Source organism: Marinimicrobium locisalis, from assembly GCF_039822625.1.
Classification (GTDB): Bacteria; Pseudomonadota; Gammaproteobacteria; order Pseudomonadales; family Cellvibrionaceae; genus Marinimicrobium; species Marinimicrobium locisalis.
In genome coordinates this window covers 135,323-151,158 of sequence record NZ_JBDLLG010000006.1, presented here as the reverse complement: position 1 = coordinate 151,158, position 15,836 = coordinate 135,323, and the positions used below count along the sequence as shown (strand labels likewise).

Here is a 15,836-nt window from a genome sequence, read left to right as displayed (position 1 = left end):
CACCGCGGTGGGTACGTCTCTCCGCTATACTAATATAGATGCCAAGCACTGAATCCATCGGGTTGTGAGGAGCAGCTTTGTACCAAGGTCAGTCATTGCGACAGGCGCTGCGCGCCGCTACGCAAGTGGAACACAAGGCGCTTGAGGCTCAACCGCTAATGCGGCGGCTGCTTTCCCCGGAGCTGACGCTGGCCGAGTACGGTCAAATCGTGCAGGCCCAACGAGCTTTTTACCGCTTTCAGGAGCCGTTACTCTGGCCCCACGAGCGCGAGCTTCGTGACTGTTTGCCCGAAGTGGGCTACCACTATCACTCCCGTTTGCCTTCCCTGGAGCGCGACTGTCGTCAGTTAGCGCTGGCCGAGGACGGGGTTGAAAGTGAACCGGTGAGTGCGTTTCGCCCGAAGTCCTCCGAAGAAGCGTTGGGTGTGCTATACGTCCTGGAAGGGGCGAGTCAGGGAGGGCGGGTAATCGCTCGTCGTCTCAGTCAGGTGCTTGCTCTGGACAGTGATAATGGCGCGGGTTTTTTCTCACTTTACGCCAAACAGGATAGTTGGAAATTATTGTGCCGTTGGCTGGAAATGCTTCCCAGCGAGGAACCCTGGGAGGAGGCACTTACGGGAGCGAAAAGCACATTCACAGCATTGAAAGTTCATTTTGATCATTGGCAGAGGCGACTGAGTGGCTGTTAAAAACTCCCAGCAGGGCGTAGAGGAACTCCAGGGAGCACAGAACGAGTGTGCGCGCGAGCCCATCCATATCCCGGGTGCCGTGCAAAGCTTCGGTGTGCTGCTGAGCTTTGATGCGGCCATCAGCCGCGTTTGGCAGGTCAGTGCCAATGTCAGCCAGCACCTTGGGCTCGGCGTGGACGATTGCCTCGGTGCCAGCGCGATCGACATATTCGGTAAGACCTTGCTCGGTCGCATCCGGCGGGGCCTTAAAGAGACGGACCGACTTCCCGGTGCCCTGACGGTGACCCGCAAGTTGGGTGGTGCCTCTCGTAAGCTGCACGTGGTGGCCTACCGCAGCGGAGATGCCGTGGTGGTGGAGCTGGAGCCTCTGGCCGGCGGGGCACGTTACCGTTGGCTGTCACTGGTCAACGACTGGATTTCCCGGCTGGTGGAAACTCGCACCGAGAATGATGTGATGGCATTGCTGTGTGAAGCCGTTCGCGCGATTACTGGTTACAACCGAGCCCTCATTTACTCATTTGATGAAGAGTGGAATGGCAAGGTTCTGGCGGAGAGCCGTAGCGAGACCCTCTCATCCTTGTTGGGGCAGCACTTTCCCGCCTCTGATATCCCGCCTCAGGTCAGGGCCATGTATGGCAAAAACCGCGTTCGAATGATTGCCGATGCCCGGGCGGAACCGGCGCGGTTGGTACCAGCCATGAACCCGGCTAATGGTCAGCCGCTGGACTTGAGCTACGGTTACCTTCGCGCGGTCTCTCTCGTTCACACTGAGTATATGCAGAATATGGGAGTAAGTTCCTCCCTATCGGTGGCGATCTATGCCGATGCCCAGTTGTGGGGGCTGGTGAGCTGCCACAGTAGCGATGTTCTGGCGCTGTCTCCGTCCGCTCGAGACAGCGTGGTTACCCTCGTTGAAGTTGCCAGCCAGCGCCTGTTTCTGCTCAAGGCCGAAGCGGAGGCCCATTATCGTTCTCAGATCCACGATAATCGGGTACAGCTTGCCGGAGGGGTACAGGAGCGTCAGGCACCGAGTGATCTGGTGCGCCAACATGGCGAACACTGGCAGCAACTGTTCAGTGTGGAAGGGCTCGCGCTTGTCTATTTGGGGGAGACTACCCTGTTCGGGCCCACCCCCGGGGAGGATCAGGTCCTGGCCTTAACTCATTGGCTGGATAGTCAATTGAAAGGGGCGGAACCCTGGGCCACAACCTCTCTGACCGCGTCGGGCTACCCGGATGCGGAGGCTATATTGGACTGTTGTTGCGGATTGTTGGCCATGCCTTTATTGATCGATATGGACGCCCGCGGTTGGCTGCTGCTGTTCCGGCCGGAACAGTTTGAAATGGTGCCCTGGGCGGGTAAGCCGGATAAGGTACCGGAGGTACGCGATGGGCGTACGGTGTTATCCCCTCGAACCTCCTTTGCGACCTGGGTGGAAGAAGTCAGCGGGAAAAGCCAAGCGTGGCATCCAGCGCAAGTCAATGCCGCCCGGGACTTGGGCGATGATCTGGCGGTGATTGCGGCGGCCCATGAAATTACCCGTTTGAATGAATATTTGCGGCGCGAGCGTAAGGCTTTGGCGGAGGCGAATGAACACCTTGAGAAAGTGGCCAATACCGATGCGCTGACCGGCACGCTGAACCGCTACCGGATTGAACATCTGGTGCAGATGAGCATGGCCAATGCCGAGCGGTACGGTCAGCCGTTTTCCCTGCTGCTCTTTGACTTGGACCACTTCAAACTGATCAATGACACCTGCGGGCACGAAGTGGGGGACCGGGTCTTAAAAACGTTGGTGGCCGCTTTGACCGAAGGGTTGCGAGAAGGAGACCAGTTGGGCCGCTGGGGCGGTGAGGAGTTTCTGGTGTTGGCGCCGAACACAGTATTAGATGACGCCGGCATTTTCGCCGAGCGACTGAGGGGCGTGGTAGTGGACACGACGTTCGGGTTGGAGGAGCCGGTGACCATCAGCATCGGTGTGGCCGAATGGCGTAAGGGCGATACCATGAAGAGTCTGTTGGTGCGAGCCGATCAGGCCATGTACGACGCCAAACACTCTGGCCGCAACCGGGTTCACCTGCAGGCGCGTTAGTGGGCCTTTCCCCGAACGCCCTGTGAACCGGACGCCGGAATGGTCCTTCGGTTTACCATAGGGTTTATCTCGGTGTTACCATAGCGCCTTCAGTGCCGCAGCCATGGGGAAACCTTTTGAAACTGTCCGTCATCATGACCACCTACAACTCGCCCGTCTGGTTGGAAAAAGTCCTTTGGGGGTACAGCGCGCAGACGCACACTGATTTTGACATCGTTATTGGGGATGACGGCTCAACCAACGAGACCCGAGAGATGATTGATCGTCTGCGCGAGGAAACCGGGCTTGCGATTACCCACCTGTGGCAAGAGGACGACGGTTTCAGAAAGTGCCGGATTCTCAACAAGTGCATACTGGAGGCCTCGTCCGAATACTTGGTGTTTACCGACGGGGACTGCATTCCCCGCAAGGATTTCCTTGCCGTTCATGCGAGCGAGGCCCGGCCCGGTACTTATCTATCCGGCGGGTACCACAAGCTGCCCATGGCCACGAGCAAAGCCATTACCAAAGACGATATCCTGAGCGGCCGGTGTTTTGATTTGGCGTGGCTCAAGTCCCATGGCCTAAAGGCCAGCCACAAGAACCTCAAGCTAACCGCCACGCCGTTTCAAGCTTCGATACTGAATAAAATCACCCCGACCGCCTGCAACTTCAAAGGCTCCAACGGGTCGGTGTGGAAGAAGGATGCTCTGGCGGTGAACGGGTTTGACGAGCGGATGCCCTGGGGCGGGCTGGACCGGGAGTTCGGGGTACGTCTGAGCAACGCCGGTATCCGGCCCAAGCACGTTCGCTACAACGCGATTGTGGTGCATCTTGACCACCCGAGGGGCTACAAGTCCCCCGAGCTAGTGGCGCAGAACAAGGCGCTTCGAATCAAAAGCGAAAAAGAAAAGCTAACGCGCACCGACCACGGTATAGCCCAACTGGAACAGGCAGGCCGCGAGCGCTAACCACGGGCGAGTTAAAGGCGGCCTGCTAGAGGCTCTTCTCGCTCAGCGCAATCGGTGGCGTTATGATTTTCCGAAATGCCGGTGGAAGAAAACCTCAATACTATTCAGGCGTTTTAGCCATCGCTGGCCTGAGAGGGGGGTATAGCGCCAGGGCTTGGGAGGGGTATGCCCATTGCAAGTCAGGTAGTCTTCGGCAATGGGTAACTGGTCCTCCGGCCGGGCGATGAACTGCTCGCTTTGCTCGGTGGACCATAGCTCAAAGGGATAATAGCCACACTGCATCTTTTCCTCTGCATACTTCAGCGCCCAGGTTTTCTTTTTGCCCCGGTAGGCCGGTACATTAGGGAGCCACATGGCAAAAGGCGAATAGAGGTAGGGCATGGGGCCAAACATCGCTTTGGCTTGGCGATCGTTCTCCGGTTCGGAGGTGCGAAAGGTCCACTGCCGCTGCAGGAGCCGGGCGGGCGAGGTAATCAGCAAGTCTGAGTAATGCAGCCCGGCGCTTTGACCCCGGTTCTCCCGATAGAGGAGTTCGGTTTTCCCCTGTTCGGGCACCTGAAACGGCCGGCGGCTTTTAGCGGAGGCCCGAAGGAAGCAGGGTTGAACAAAACCCAGCGACGGGTTCTCCGAAAATAGCCGGTCCAGAAACTGGAGTTCCTCCTCAAGAATGGGCCGCACAACCTGGGTATCATCCTGCAGAAAACAGACTAGCGAGGAGGCATCTTTCAGCCGCTCAATGGCGCTCTGCATGTTGGCGTAAAGGCCGCCGTGTTTGGTGGAGCCGGCTTTTTCGGGGGTGACGACTGTGTGCGTTGCCCGGATGTTCTCCAAAACCGAGAGGGTTTGAGCATCATCGCTGTCGTCGTCAAACACAATAATCTCCGCCCCCGGCAGGCACTGCTCGATTGAGCGAACGCAGTTGTCCAGAAACGGCCCTCTGTTGAACGAGAATATGCAGAATATCATTGTGTTTTACCCACTAATGCCCCGAGGCGAGCCCGCGAATCGGGATGGTCGGCCCACTCACTGAGTGTCGGCTCGGGAGTGATGCGTCTGCCGACTCCACAGCCATAGAAAAATAAGAGGCAGCCAAGTGTAGAGCCAAATGGTTTTAACGGAGATGATCAAGGTGTAGGTATTGGTGGTCACCAGCAGCATGACCGCCGCGAAGATTCCCAGCATATACCACTTGGCGGTGGCACTGGTGCGGGCGGTGTAAATCCCCCGCAGCACGGTGCCCAGAAGCAAAAGCAGCAACCCCAGGCCCACCAGCCCGGTTTGGGCAAACGTGCCGATAAACAGGTTGTGTGGCTGGGCCGTGCCGATGCCGGATTCTTTATAGATCTTCAGCCCGGCGGCGGTCGACTCCAGATCCGTGGCCGCCCCGTGGCCAAACAGCAACGACTCCGGCGGGTGCTGCAGGTGCGCTGACCACAAAAGCAGCCGGTAGGAGGTGCCCCGCTCGACCATGACTTTAATAAGGTTCTCCAGGCCGTAGAGCCAAAGTACCCCCACCAGTGCGATCACCAAACAGCCGGTGGCGGCCAACAGTATTTTCCAGTGGCGGTGGGCGATGGCACCCACGAGCAAGGCATAGGCAACCACCAGCGCCAGGGCCAGGGTCGGGCCCCGGCTTCCGGAGAGCAGAGTACAGGCGCAGGTTAAGATCAACGCGGAAAACAGCAGGGCCTGATCCTTCCAGGTCAGTTCGTTCCGTTTCTGCCAGAGCAGGAAGGCACCGATGCACAGGTAAATGATTAGCACCGACACCCCTTCGATGGGCTGGTAAAGCGCCCCTATCCCGCTAAGCCGGCCGGCAAAACCCTGGAATACGCCAAAAATAATCAGTGCCGAGAGACTGCCGAGAATAATGCAGGTCAGTAGAAACCGCCCGAGGAAGTGCGGATCCCTAAGCAGGGGCGGCACCGCCAGAAACAGGACGAGCACCAACAATAAGGTCTCAAAGCTCCAGCGAAGGGCGTGGAGGTGCTGGCTCCAGTCGGCCTGACTGACAATGAGGGAGCCGAGCGTGGTGTAGAGTAGAAGCCCGACACAGACGCGCAACAGGGTATCGGTGGTATCAATGCGCACGCGGCCCACGACCATCATGGCTAACACGGGTAGGCTCATGGCTAGGTGAAACCACCCTTTGTATAAATCCGGGTGGGGGGAGATCGCCGATAGTGCAATCCATATCAAAAACAGGGTCGGTAGCTTTTGCTGGTACCGGCCCAGGGGGCGTTCCAGGTCATTGGCTGTCATAGCGTGTTGATCCATCCAAGCAGGCGTTCCGTGTAGTCGCTAGCGCGCCAGTTATGTTTGCCGCTGCTCTGAGAGTGAAGCGTAATGTAGTGGATGTCGGGCCTCTGGAACAAGTGAGTCACTTGCTGGACCACCGCTTCGGCGTTACTGGTGTCGAAAATATATTGCATGAGTTCCGGCGCCCGCCAGTCGACGGGCTGTTGGCTCCAGCTTTTCAAGTATTGTTTGTAGAGACCGAACTCGGACCAGCGGCGCGGCGGCTGGTTCAGTAGGTGCTGCCACCAGGGCAGGCCGCTTTGCTGCTCCAGGTGCGCGAGCATTGCCCACACTGCCTCACCATCAAGCACAAAGGGGGTGTCGAAGTAAGTGTTTACTTCATCCTCCTCATTCAAGGGCGAGCGCCCGGTCAGCTTGGCGGCGCTGTCCACCCACTTGCGTACCTTGCCTTTGAGGGTGCCGACTGGCTGCCATCGGGCGAAGCACACCACGGCCCCCGGGGTGCGAAAGTCTCGCACCTGCGCCGCCGGGGTCACGACCACATCGGAGTCCAGCACGATGGTGGTAGCTCGGCCGGTCGCGCTCGCCACCGCCAGCTTGCATAACTGCTGCGTATGCCAGCCGGTGTAGGAGGGCCAACGTGGCCAGCCCAGGTTTCGGCGCAGGCTGCCGCTGATGCGGGTCAAGTGTCGGCCGGCGTGGGCGCCAATGTGGCGGGCCCGCTGCCGCCGTTTCTCTACGATGGGAGGCAGCACCTCGGCCGTGGAACGCAGCACCACGTTTGGCTCTTCGGCAAAAGTGCGGAATAGCGGTAAATCCTCGGTTTGGACCACCACATGATGCTCAAGGGTCGCCAGGGGCGAGCGCGCGAGAGAGGCGCGCAGCAACCGGAAATGATCCAGGTCCCCTGCCCAGGTGGGCGTCAGCACAATGGTATCGGCGTTGGGGGGCTTGGAGTCGAGCTCCTCGGCGCGTGTGGTGTGACTCATCAGGCGCGGTCCCTCAGCCAGGATTGTAGGCGCCGCAGGGCGGTTCTCACGCCGGTATTGGCTTTGCTGCCCGTGTAGCGCCCCTTGGCGATATGGCGGATACGATAAACCCCGGGAATGGGGAGTGGCTCCCCCTGGCTGCGAATCAGCCAGCGAAAGGCTCGGTCCTCATGACATTTGGCAAATTGCTCGGTGGGCTGTTGGTACAAGTCGATATTGCGACAGTAGCCCACCGCGCGGCACACATCGCCATGGGCGATCTGTAACGGCCCGGTGGCCTTGGAAGGAAATTTCGAAGTGAAGGATGACGTATCGATATCCAGCACCTGGGGCTCCCCCGTTCCGGCTTTGAGCATGGGGTTGTCTTCGGCGAGCAGGTCAGTGCAGCGCTCTTCCCTGGGGAATACCAGAGCGCTTTGCCGGTTCTGCAATTGTTCCGCGAGCACATCGAGACAGCCCTCACGGAACATCAAGTCGCAATCGGTAAACCAGACCCAGTCGGCATGGGTTTCCAGCGCCGCCTTGTTGCGGCCGATGCCTCGGCGGAAAAGCTGCTGGCGCGGCAGCGGTTGCCAGTTCCAGGTCACCCCGGGAACGGACTGCTCGGAAAAGAAGGCCAGAAGGCGCTCGGTCTGCTCGTCCTCCGGGCAATAGAAGACCGTCATGGTGACGGAAAGGTTGTGCGGTGGAAAAAGCACGAGCGAACTGAGCTGGTAGGCGAGGAAGTGCGAATAGTTCCAGCAGTGGCTGACCACTTCCAAACTCAGATGACCGGTCTTGGCCGCGCGGGAGGCCACCGGCGGCAGGTTGGGCTCGAACCACTGAGGTGGCACCCAGCCCTTGGCGGCCAGTCGGAAAAAGGCGAGGCGAAGTCCGTCATACATGGCAGCAAACCCGTGCGATCACTCAAGGGCCCGGTCGTCGGGGCGGCAAAACGGCCGGCATTCTATCACGGCAAAGGGGCTTGCTAGCAGGTCGTTTTTCAGCGGTAACCTTGTTTCAGCGCTTTAATAAAAGGCGTGGGTGAACCGGCATTGCCGGGCCAGTGTTTTTCGACGCCTCGCTGGAGGCGCTTGAGGTTGGCTCGTTTCCATCCGGTGTCTCCTGCCGGGGCGGAGCGTTGTTGTGCGCGGTCGAAGTCGATCAGATAGACCTGCCCGGAATCGGGGTTCACCAGCACATTGGTTGCGTTTAAATCAGCGTGATAAACCCCGGCCTCGTGAAACCGGCGAATACATGCGCCCGCCGCTTCCCAGAGTGGTCGGTCGGTTTGGCTATTGAGCGACAGTAGTGAACGGGTGTGAGGCAACCGTTCCAGAATGATCGCGGCCCGGTAGTTCAAACCGTGGCGGGCGTAACAGGCGGCGATGGGGCGGGGCACCGGCAGGCCCTGGCCGTGGAGTGCCTGCAGCAGGCGGAATTCATTGAAGGAGCGAACCGAGGCCTCCCCCAGGTACAGATAGGCGTCTTTGAGCAGCTTGCCCGGCAGGCCCCCGCGCCGATAGTGGCGCAACACCCACCCGCTCCCGGCTTCCAGAAACCAGGCCGAACCGCGACCGCTGCCGGAGACGGGGGTGGCTAACTCTCCCCAGGTCTCGGGGTTGAAGCTATCCAAATGGACCTCGCCAGTGATGTCGGTGTTCACCAGTGCGTGATGGTGGCCGCGGTCAATTCGTCGGTAGGAGGGTTGGCTCATGGAGGTGGCGATATCCGGGGTGGTTGCCGGTTAACTAGCGTAACAAGGGGGAGAGCTGGGCTCCCGGCCGTCGGCCTGGGCATCTTCCTGCTCAAGCTGGTTCAGTAATGCTCGGCGCAGTTGCGGGAGATGGGAGTGGGCCGGGTCTCGGCTGGCGGTCAGCAGGGTCAGCCGGTCGTCTCGAGCCAGCTTCATCAACGGCGTCAGCTTTTCCGGGTGAGTATTCAGATCGTCGCCGTAATCTGCCGCGAAACGGTCTTCATCAATATCGCCCCGATGCCAGGCGCGGCGCAGCGCCGGGGAGGGGGAGGCGTTCCGATACCACTCCGTCAAGGCCAGTTCGTCCCGGCGCTTGCCCCTGGGCCAGAGCCGGTCGACCAGCACCCGGTGGCCGTCCGTGTCGGCGGCGGGCTCATAGACGCGTTTAAAGAGAATCTGATAGTCCATGAGGCCAATAGTAGCATTGATTGCCCTGGGCGGGCTTTTGTCATTCAAATAGCAATAAGAATTTCGACCAGTTGGATTTGATAATCATAGTCATTTCCATATACTATTGGCAGCTTATGGTGGGCTGTGAGCGACGCCACCGTTCCCCGAATGGGGGGCAATGCGGGAAATCACAGCGTTAAACACTGGAAATAACAGACAATTACCGACAGAAAACCGAATTAGGAGAAGTGTGTGAATTTTCGATGGTCAGCCCTGCTTTTGATGATTCTAGGCGCCCTGACGCTGAGTGCGTGCGGCGGCAGCAGTAATAATGACAATGGCCAGGACGAGCCGGAGACCGAAACCCCGGACACCGACGAGGACAATGGTGACGAAGAGGACAACGAAGACGGCTCCGATGTGCCGACGACCTATACCTTCCCGAACGCCGATGGGGAAGAGACGGTGTCCTATACCGGGCAAACCAAACGACACATTCTCATTGACGATCTGGTGGTAGAGATTAAGAGCCTGCAGGAAGACGTCGCGCAGGATGTCCAGGCGGATTTGAATTTTTACTTCCGTTTTGACGCCGCCACCTCCGACGACATTACCACCCAATTCAACGCTCGTGATCTGGGCGGAATGAACATTCTGCCGGAAAACTCCGGTGAGCTGACCTATGGCGCCATTGCAAGCGGCAAAGACCTGATCGGCAAAATTGCCGGTGGTGACGGCCAGGGTAATGGCGAAGCCGATAAGCTGATTAACGATGAATTCTTTGGTTGGGAAGACGGGCTGCAAGCCGATGCCCGGCCGGTGGACCTGGTGGATCACTACTTCGCGGCTCTGGCCGAAGAGGCCACCGACGGGGAAGCCCCCCAAATCGAAACGGTCGATGGCGCCGTAGCGCTGGATACTGTCACCGTGGACGCCCATGGCCGTGATTACCGTCAACTGACCCAGAAGTTCCTGTTGGGCGCGGTGGCCTTCTCCCAAGGCACCAACGACTACCTGCAGGCCGATTTCGCCAACATGCTGGAGATCGAGGGCGACAATACCTTTACCGAAGGTGAGCACAACTGGGACGAAGCCTTTGGTTACTTTGGTGCCGCTCGGGACTATGGGGACTACACCCTCGATGAAATCCGCAACATTGGCTACAAAGACACCAACGGCGACGACGCCATCGACATCCGTAGCGAGTACAACTTTGGCAACTCCACCAACTGCGCCAAACGCGATGCCGGCACAGCGGACAACGCCAGCCCCACCGACTACACCACAGAGGTTTTTGAAGCGTTTCTGGCCGGCCGAGCCATCCTGCGTGCGGCGGCGGAAAACGGTGAGTTGACCGCAGACATGCAAGCCGAGCTGGATGCGGAAATTGAAACCGCCGCCCTGACCTGGGAAAAATGCGTGGCGGCCACCGTGGTGCACTACATCAACGACACTTTGGCCGATATCGATGCTTATCAGGAGGGCGCCTTCCAGGACTTGGGGCATTACAAAAACCTCGCCAAGCACTGGAGCGAAATGAAGGGCTTCGCCCTGGGTCTGCAGTTTAGCCCCGAGTCGCCGTTCCGTGCCGATGCCGAGGCACTGGCGGATCTCAAAGACGTGCTTTCTCTGATGGGTGATGCCCCCGTGCTGCCCAACGGCCAGCAGAACGGCGAGGCGTATGAAGGTGGTGTCGAGCAGTACGCGACTGACCTGATGACGGCCCGTGACCTGATGGAAGCGGCTTACGGCTTTGATGCCGAGAACGTCCAAAACTGGTAAGCCACGGAGCGTCAGTGGCGAGCAAAGCGCTGGCGGCGAGAAAAGCGCCAGTAGCTAGGGAAAAGGTGAGTGCCTTCGGGCACTCACCTTTTGTGCGTCTGGCGCCTTTAATCAGTGCTACCCACTGGCAATGTGAATAAACCAATAGGAGTCCCACCGTGACATCAATCCGCTGTTGGGCGATGACGCTTATCGCCCTGTCACTAAGTGCCTGTGTCGGTGACGACCAATCCGACACTACCGAATCGGAAACCGCCCGTGGCTTTGACTATCAGGGCATGATGGCCAACTACGCGGACAATGTGTTTCTGCCTGAATATCGGGCCTTTGGGGAGCAGGCGGATGAACTTGCCGAGGGGATCCATTCGGTGCAGTTCTACTGTGAAGCCTTAAATGAGCCCGGCCGCATCGCGGACATTGGACGGGTGCGCTATCAGTGGCGCAGAGTCATGGAACAATGGCAGCGGGTAGAGCTGTTCCAGGTGGGCCCGCTGGCGGCCAATGGTGGCGCCTTGCGCAACCGAATTTACTCTTTTGGCAGCAGCGCCCCTTTGAGTGAATGCGCGGTGGACCAAAGTGTGGTGTTGGCCCAGGAGGAGGGCTTCGATCTTCGCACGCGCTCGGTCAACGCCCGCGGCCTGGATGCGTTGGAGTACCTTTTGTTCTCCGAGGACCTGACCCATCATTGCCCGTCGCAAATCAGTGAGACCCAAGGCTGGAATAACTTGCCCGAGCAAACCCGGCGGCAACAGCGGTGCGACTATGCCCAGCGCCTGGCCGATGACATTGTCGATGCCTCCCAAACACTGGTGGAAGCCTGGGAGCCGGAGGGCGGGGACTACCGTTTTGAGTGGGTCAATCCCGCCAATCAGGAGGCGAACTTAAAAGCCCTCTCCGATGCGCTCTTTTACATTGAACTGCAGGCCAAAGATCGCAAACTGGGCGTTCCTACGGGCCTCCATGCCGGGTGCAGCGCCGTTGCCTGTCCGGACGCGGTCGAGTCGCCTTACAGCGAAAGCTCCATGAGCAACATTCAAATTAATATGAAAGCATTTCTGCAGGGTTTTACCGGTGGTAATGGACTGGGCTTTGACGACATCTTTGTGCACGAAGGCTTTCCCGAGGTAATGGAAGCGTTCAAGGATGCCATTATCGACGCCGACGTCCGGTCGGGGTACTCAAGCCCCTCTCTCCTTCAGGAAATGCGCGCCCAGCTCGACTCCGGCAGCGCACAGGACTGCCTTAATGCCACGGCAAACCCGGCGGACAATTACCCAGGGGCCTGCGCCGCCCACGCTTACCTCAAGCGGGTGACCGACCGTCTGCGCACGGATTTCGTCACCATCGTCAATCTCGACTTGCCCGAGCGCGGGCAATCCGACAACGACTGATCGCGGGAATGAACATGAAGCCATCGAAACACACGCCCCTGCTGCTGGCGCTGATCAGCGGCCTGGCCAGCGCCCAGAATATTGAACTGCCCGAGCTGGTGTACGAAGAAATACTAGTCACCGGTGGCGCCGACGCCGTGCGCTCCACCGCCGGCTCGGCGAGCTTTCTCGACGAAGAGGCCATCGCTTGCTTTGACCAAACCGACATCAATGAGCTGCTAACCCAGGTGCCGGGTGTCTATATCCGCACCGAGGATGGCTACGGCCTGCGGCCCAACATTGGCATTCGCGGCGCCACCGCCGAGCGCAGCCAAAAAATCACCCTAATGGAAGACGGCATTCTGATTGCGCCGGCCCCCTATTCGGCACCGGCGGCCTACTACGTACCCAACGTCAACCGTATGAGCGCGGTGGAAGTGTTTAAGGGGCCCTCCGCGATTCACTACGGCCCCCATACCGTGGGCGGTGCCGTCAACTTGGTGACAGCCCCCTTGCCCTCCGAGCGTGAAGGCCAAGTGTCGCTCAGCGCGGGTACCGACGGTTACCACAAGGAGCGATTGGTCTACGGCGATAGCCAGGAACCGTTCAGCTACCAGCTGGATCTGCTCAACTACGGCGCCGACGGGTTTAAGGCGCTCGATGGCGGGGGCAGCACCGGTTTTGAGCGCAATGACCTCAACCTCAAACTGGGGTGGGAGTCCCGGCCGGGCGCTCCGGTTGCCCAGAGCGTCATCGTGAAACTGGGCTACGCCGATGAGGACTCCGATGAGACCTATCTGGGGCTGACCGATGAGGATTTCGACAGCAACCCGGATCGTCGCTATGTCGGCAGTGTTGCAGATCGTTTCGAATCCGAGCATACCCAGGTGCACCTGTTGCATCAGGCAAGCTTCCTTCCCGGTTGGCAGTGGATCAACAAACTGTACCTCAACCGTTTCGACCGCTCGTGGAAGAAAGTTGATGGTTTCTTTGCCCCGCCGGCCGCCGGTGGTGATTACTCCGCCAACCTGAGTGCGAGCACGGTATTCGACCGGCCCGATATTTTCGCGCGGCAGCTGTCTTTATTGCGAGGGGAGATCAACTCCAGTGACGGCCTGTCGGATCGGCTCGATGTGACCGACAACGCCCGGGAATACGGCTCTCAGGGGCTCGAAACCGAGCTTCAGCACGAGCTGGGTCTGGGCCAGTGGCAGCACGAGCTGGCCGTGGGGCTGCGCTACCACCACGACTATGTGGACCGCGCCCATCGTCCTTATGGGTATCGGGTGCAGGGCGGAGACTTGGTTTTCGACGGGGTCACCGACCGAGCGCTGAAAACCGACAACCGGGCGGAGACCGACGCCTGGGCTCTGTTTGTGAGCGACGAAATGCGTCGCGGCCCCTGGAAAATCAATCTGGGCCTGCGCGCCGAGCGCATTGAAGGCGAGGTGAAAAACCGCGCCGACAATAGCCACCGAAGCAACACCCAGGAAGTCGTCACTCCCGGCGCTGGCGTGTTCTATGAATGGACCGATAAGCTCGGCTTTTTGGTGGGCGTGAACAAGGGCTTCTCCCCCAGCGGCCCGGGCGCGGCCGACTCAGTCGACCCGGAAGAGAGCCTTAACCTAGAGTACGGCTTTCGCTATCAGGACGGGGACCTGACCCTGGACGCCATCGGCTTTTTCAGTGACTACGACAACCTGCTCGGGCGCTGCCGGGTGTCCGATGCCGGCTGCGAGCCCGGGGAGGAGTTCAACGGCGGCCGCGTGGAAATTGCTGGCCTGGAGCTGACCGGGGATCTGGTTTGGTCGCTAAACGACCGGCTCGATGTCCCTTTAAGCCTGGCCTACACCTATACCGAAAGCGCTTTCCAAAGCGATTTCACCTCGGGCTTCTCCCAGTGGGGCACGGTGCGGGCTGGCGATGAGCTGACCTATACACCCGACCACCAGGCCCGGCTCGGTGTCGGCTTGGTGGCGCTGGACTGGCAGGTGGATCTGGCGGTGAAATATTCCGGTGAGATGCGTGACCGGCCCGGGCGGGGTGAGCCCACCGGCCGCGATCGGCTCTCGGCCTACACCACCCTCGACTTGTCCGCCCGCTACGAGCTGTCGTCGGATCTGAGCCTTCAATTGGTGGTGGACAACCTCACCGACGAGCGCGAGCTGGTTTCCCGCCGCCCGTTTGGCGCCCGCCCCAACGCGCCGCGTACGGTGCAGCTGGGCGTGACCTACCGTTTCTAAAGGAGGCTCAACGGGGTGTTTGAGGTGGACTGGTGGCAGGCGCTAACCGCGCCCCTGAACTACCCGTTGAACCCGGCCAGCCGGATGTACTGGCTGTTCTGGGTCTCGGCGGGGGTAATGGCGGTGGTGGCGCTGTACCTGCAATTCCGCCGGCGCGGTGAGGTGGGCTTTTGGCGCGGGCTGCGCCGAAGCCTGCTTTCTCGCCGGCACTGGCTTAACCGCTCTACCGGTACTGATCTGGGCTTGATGCTGGGCAACAGCACCCTGCGAGTGTTGCTGGTTGTGCCCCTGCTGGGCAGCCATATGATGGCCACGCTCTGGGTGGCCCGCACCCTACAGACCCACCTGGGCAACGCCCCGACACTCCAGTGGCACTGGCTGGCCATTGCCCTGAGTTACACCTTGGTGTTTTTCCTGGTGGAAGATCTGAGCCGCTTTGCGCTGCACCGGACCATGCACAAGGTGCCCTGGCTCTGGCGGTTTCACCGGGTTCACCATAGCGCCAAGAGACTTACACCGCTGACCTTATTTCGCGTGCACCCTGTGGAAATGACGGCCTACTACCTGCGCGGCCTGGTGGTGTTTGGAGGGGTGAGCGGGGTGTTTGTCTATTTATTCGGAGGGCAACTGAGCGGACTGGATGTGCTGGGCGTGGATGTTCTGGGCTTCGCCTTTAACTTCCTCGGCGCCAACCTGCGCCACAGCCATATCTGGTTCACCTTTGGGCGGTTGGAGCGCTGGTTAATCAGCCCGGCGCAGCACCAACTGCATCATAGCGCCGCGCCGGAACACTGGGACCGCAACTTCGGCACCTGCCTCACGCTGTGGGATAAACTCTGCGGCAGCCACTTGCCAGCGGGGGAGCGTCCGCGCCGGCTACGCTTTGGTGTGGCCCGTTCAGGGAATGCGCAGTAACTGTTTCATTTCCCGCGCGTTTTGGGGGTAGACCAAGTCTGCCAGGGTGTAGCTGTCGAGCACCCGGAAAAACGCTTCCAGCGACTCGGCCAACACCCCTTTGAGCCGGCAGGCCGGCGTCAGGGCACACTGGCTGCCACTGCCAAAGCATTCCACCAAGGTGAGGTCCTGCTCGGTGCGGCGAATCAGTTCACCGAGGTTAATTTCCTCTGGCGTGCCGCGCAGCCGAAGCCCCCCGTTTTTGCCCCGAATGGCGTGCAGGTAGCCCTTGCTGTTCAACTCCTGTACCACTTTCATCAAATGGTTTTTGGAAATGTCGTAGCTCTCGGCAATTTCGCGAATGGTGGACAGCTCTTCGCCCTTTAGGGCCACGTACATCAGCACCCGCAAAGAGTAGTCGGTGTAACGGGTAATGTGCATGA

14 protein-coding genes are annotated in these 15,836 nt (G+C 59.6%); 7 read left to right on the top strand and 7 right to left on the bottom strand.

All coding sequences use genetic code 11. The features are described from left to right. Window positions 1–77: 77 nt before the first annotated feature. The 3 genes from AAE514_RS06020 to AAE514_RS06010 all read left to right on the top strand — a co-directional run bounded on the left by AAE514_RS06020 (window position 78) and on the right by AAE514_RS06010 (window position 3,731). The gene (locus AAE514_RS06020; RefSeq protein WP_347330619.1) at window positions 78–689 is read left to right on the top strand and encodes a biliverdin-producing heme oxygenase; all 612 of its coding nucleotides are present in this window, start codon (window positions 78–80) and stop codon (window positions 687–689) included. After that, window positions 679–2,781, top strand: a complete 2,103-nt coding sequence (locus AAE514_RS06015) for a sensor domain-containing diguanylate cyclase (protein WP_347330618.1) — start codon at window positions 679–681, stop codon at window positions 2,779–2,781. The genes AAE514_RS06020 and AAE514_RS06015 overlap by 11 nt, the downstream gene beginning before the upstream one ends. A gap of 116 nt (window positions 2,782–2,897) precedes the next feature. After that, a complete protein-coding gene (locus AAE514_RS06010) occupies window positions 2,898–3,731 on the top strand; it encodes a glycosyltransferase family 2 protein (protein WP_347330617.1) in 834 nt (277 codons plus the stop codon). Between the two features lie 60 nt (window positions 3,732–3,791). On the opposite strand, the gene AAE514_RS06005 is transcribed toward AAE514_RS06010, so the two are convergent. From AAE514_RS06005 to AAE514_RS05980, 6 genes are all read right to left on the bottom strand, one after another. After that, a complete protein-coding gene (locus tag AAE514_RS06005) occupies window positions 3,792–4,697 on the bottom strand; it encodes a glycosyltransferase (protein WP_347330616.1) in 906 nt (301 codons plus the stop codon). 57 nt (window positions 4,698–4,754) lie between these two features. Next, on the bottom strand, window positions 4,755–5,993 hold the full coding sequence (locus tag AAE514_RS06000) for an O-antigen ligase family protein (protein WP_347330615.1): 1,239 nt from the start codon (window positions 5,991–5,993) through the stop codon (window positions 4,755–4,757). After that, complete coding sequence (locus tag AAE514_RS05995) at window positions 5,990–6,979, bottom strand: DUF6492 family protein (RefSeq protein WP_347330614.1); 990 nt, start codon at window positions 6,977–6,979, stop codon at window positions 5,990–5,992. Before AAE514_RS05995 ends, AAE514_RS06000 begins: the two co-directional genes overlap by 4 nt. Next, window positions 6,979–7,863: a glycosyltransferase family 2 protein gene (locus AAE514_RS05990; RefSeq protein ID WP_347330613.1), complete on the bottom strand. Its 885-nt coding sequence runs from the start codon at window positions 7,861–7,863 to the stop codon at window positions 6,979–6,981. The genes AAE514_RS05995 and AAE514_RS05990 overlap by 1 nt, the downstream gene beginning before the upstream one ends. Window positions 7,864–7,961: 98 nt before the next feature. Then, window positions 7,962–8,675: a 3-deoxy-D-manno-octulosonic acid kinase gene (locus tag AAE514_RS05985; RefSeq protein ID WP_347330612.1), complete on the bottom strand. Its 714-nt coding sequence runs from the start codon at window positions 8,673–8,675 to the stop codon at window positions 7,962–7,964. A 30-nt stretch (window positions 8,676–8,705) separates the two neighbouring features. Beyond that, a complete protein-coding gene (locus AAE514_RS05980) occupies window positions 8,706–9,122 on the bottom strand; it encodes a DUF488 domain-containing protein (RefSeq protein WP_347330611.1) in 417 nt (138 codons plus the stop codon). Between the two features lie 234 nt (window positions 9,123–9,356). On the opposite strand from AAE514_RS05980, the gene AAE514_RS05975 reads away from it, so the two are divergent. The 4 genes from AAE514_RS05975 to AAE514_RS05960 all read left to right on the top strand — a co-directional run bounded on the left by AAE514_RS05975 (window position 9,357) and on the right by AAE514_RS05960 (window position 15,414). Then, complete coding sequence (locus AAE514_RS05975; protein WP_347330610.1) at window positions 9,357–10,886, top strand: DUF4856 domain-containing protein; 1,530 nt, start codon at window positions 9,357–9,359, stop codon at window positions 10,884–10,886. Between the two features lie 158 nt (window positions 10,887–11,044). Then, entirely contained in the window at window positions 11,045–12,277 is a 1,233-nt protein-coding gene (locus tag AAE514_RS05970; protein ID WP_347330609.1) for an imelysin family protein, read from the top strand. Between the two features lie 14 nt (window positions 12,278–12,291). Then, window positions 12,292–14,499, top strand: coding sequence for a TonB-dependent receptor family protein (locus AAE514_RS05965; protein WP_347330608.1), 2,208 nt, complete (start codon window positions 12,292–12,294; stop codon window positions 14,497–14,499). A 15-nt stretch (window positions 14,500–14,514) separates the two neighbouring features. Beyond that, on the top strand, window positions 14,515–15,414 hold the full coding sequence (locus AAE514_RS05960; protein WP_347330607.1) for a sterol desaturase family protein: 900 nt from the start codon (window positions 14,515–14,517) through the stop codon (window positions 15,412–15,414). Here AAE514_RS05960 and AAE514_RS05955 read toward each other — a convergent pair. Then, complete coding sequence (locus tag AAE514_RS05955; RefSeq protein WP_347330606.1) at window positions 15,397–15,834, bottom strand: RrF2 family transcriptional regulator; 438 nt, start codon at window positions 15,832–15,834, stop codon at window positions 15,397–15,399. The genes AAE514_RS05960 and AAE514_RS05955 overlap by 18 nt on opposite strands. Window positions 15,835–15,836 lie beyond the last annotated feature (2 nt).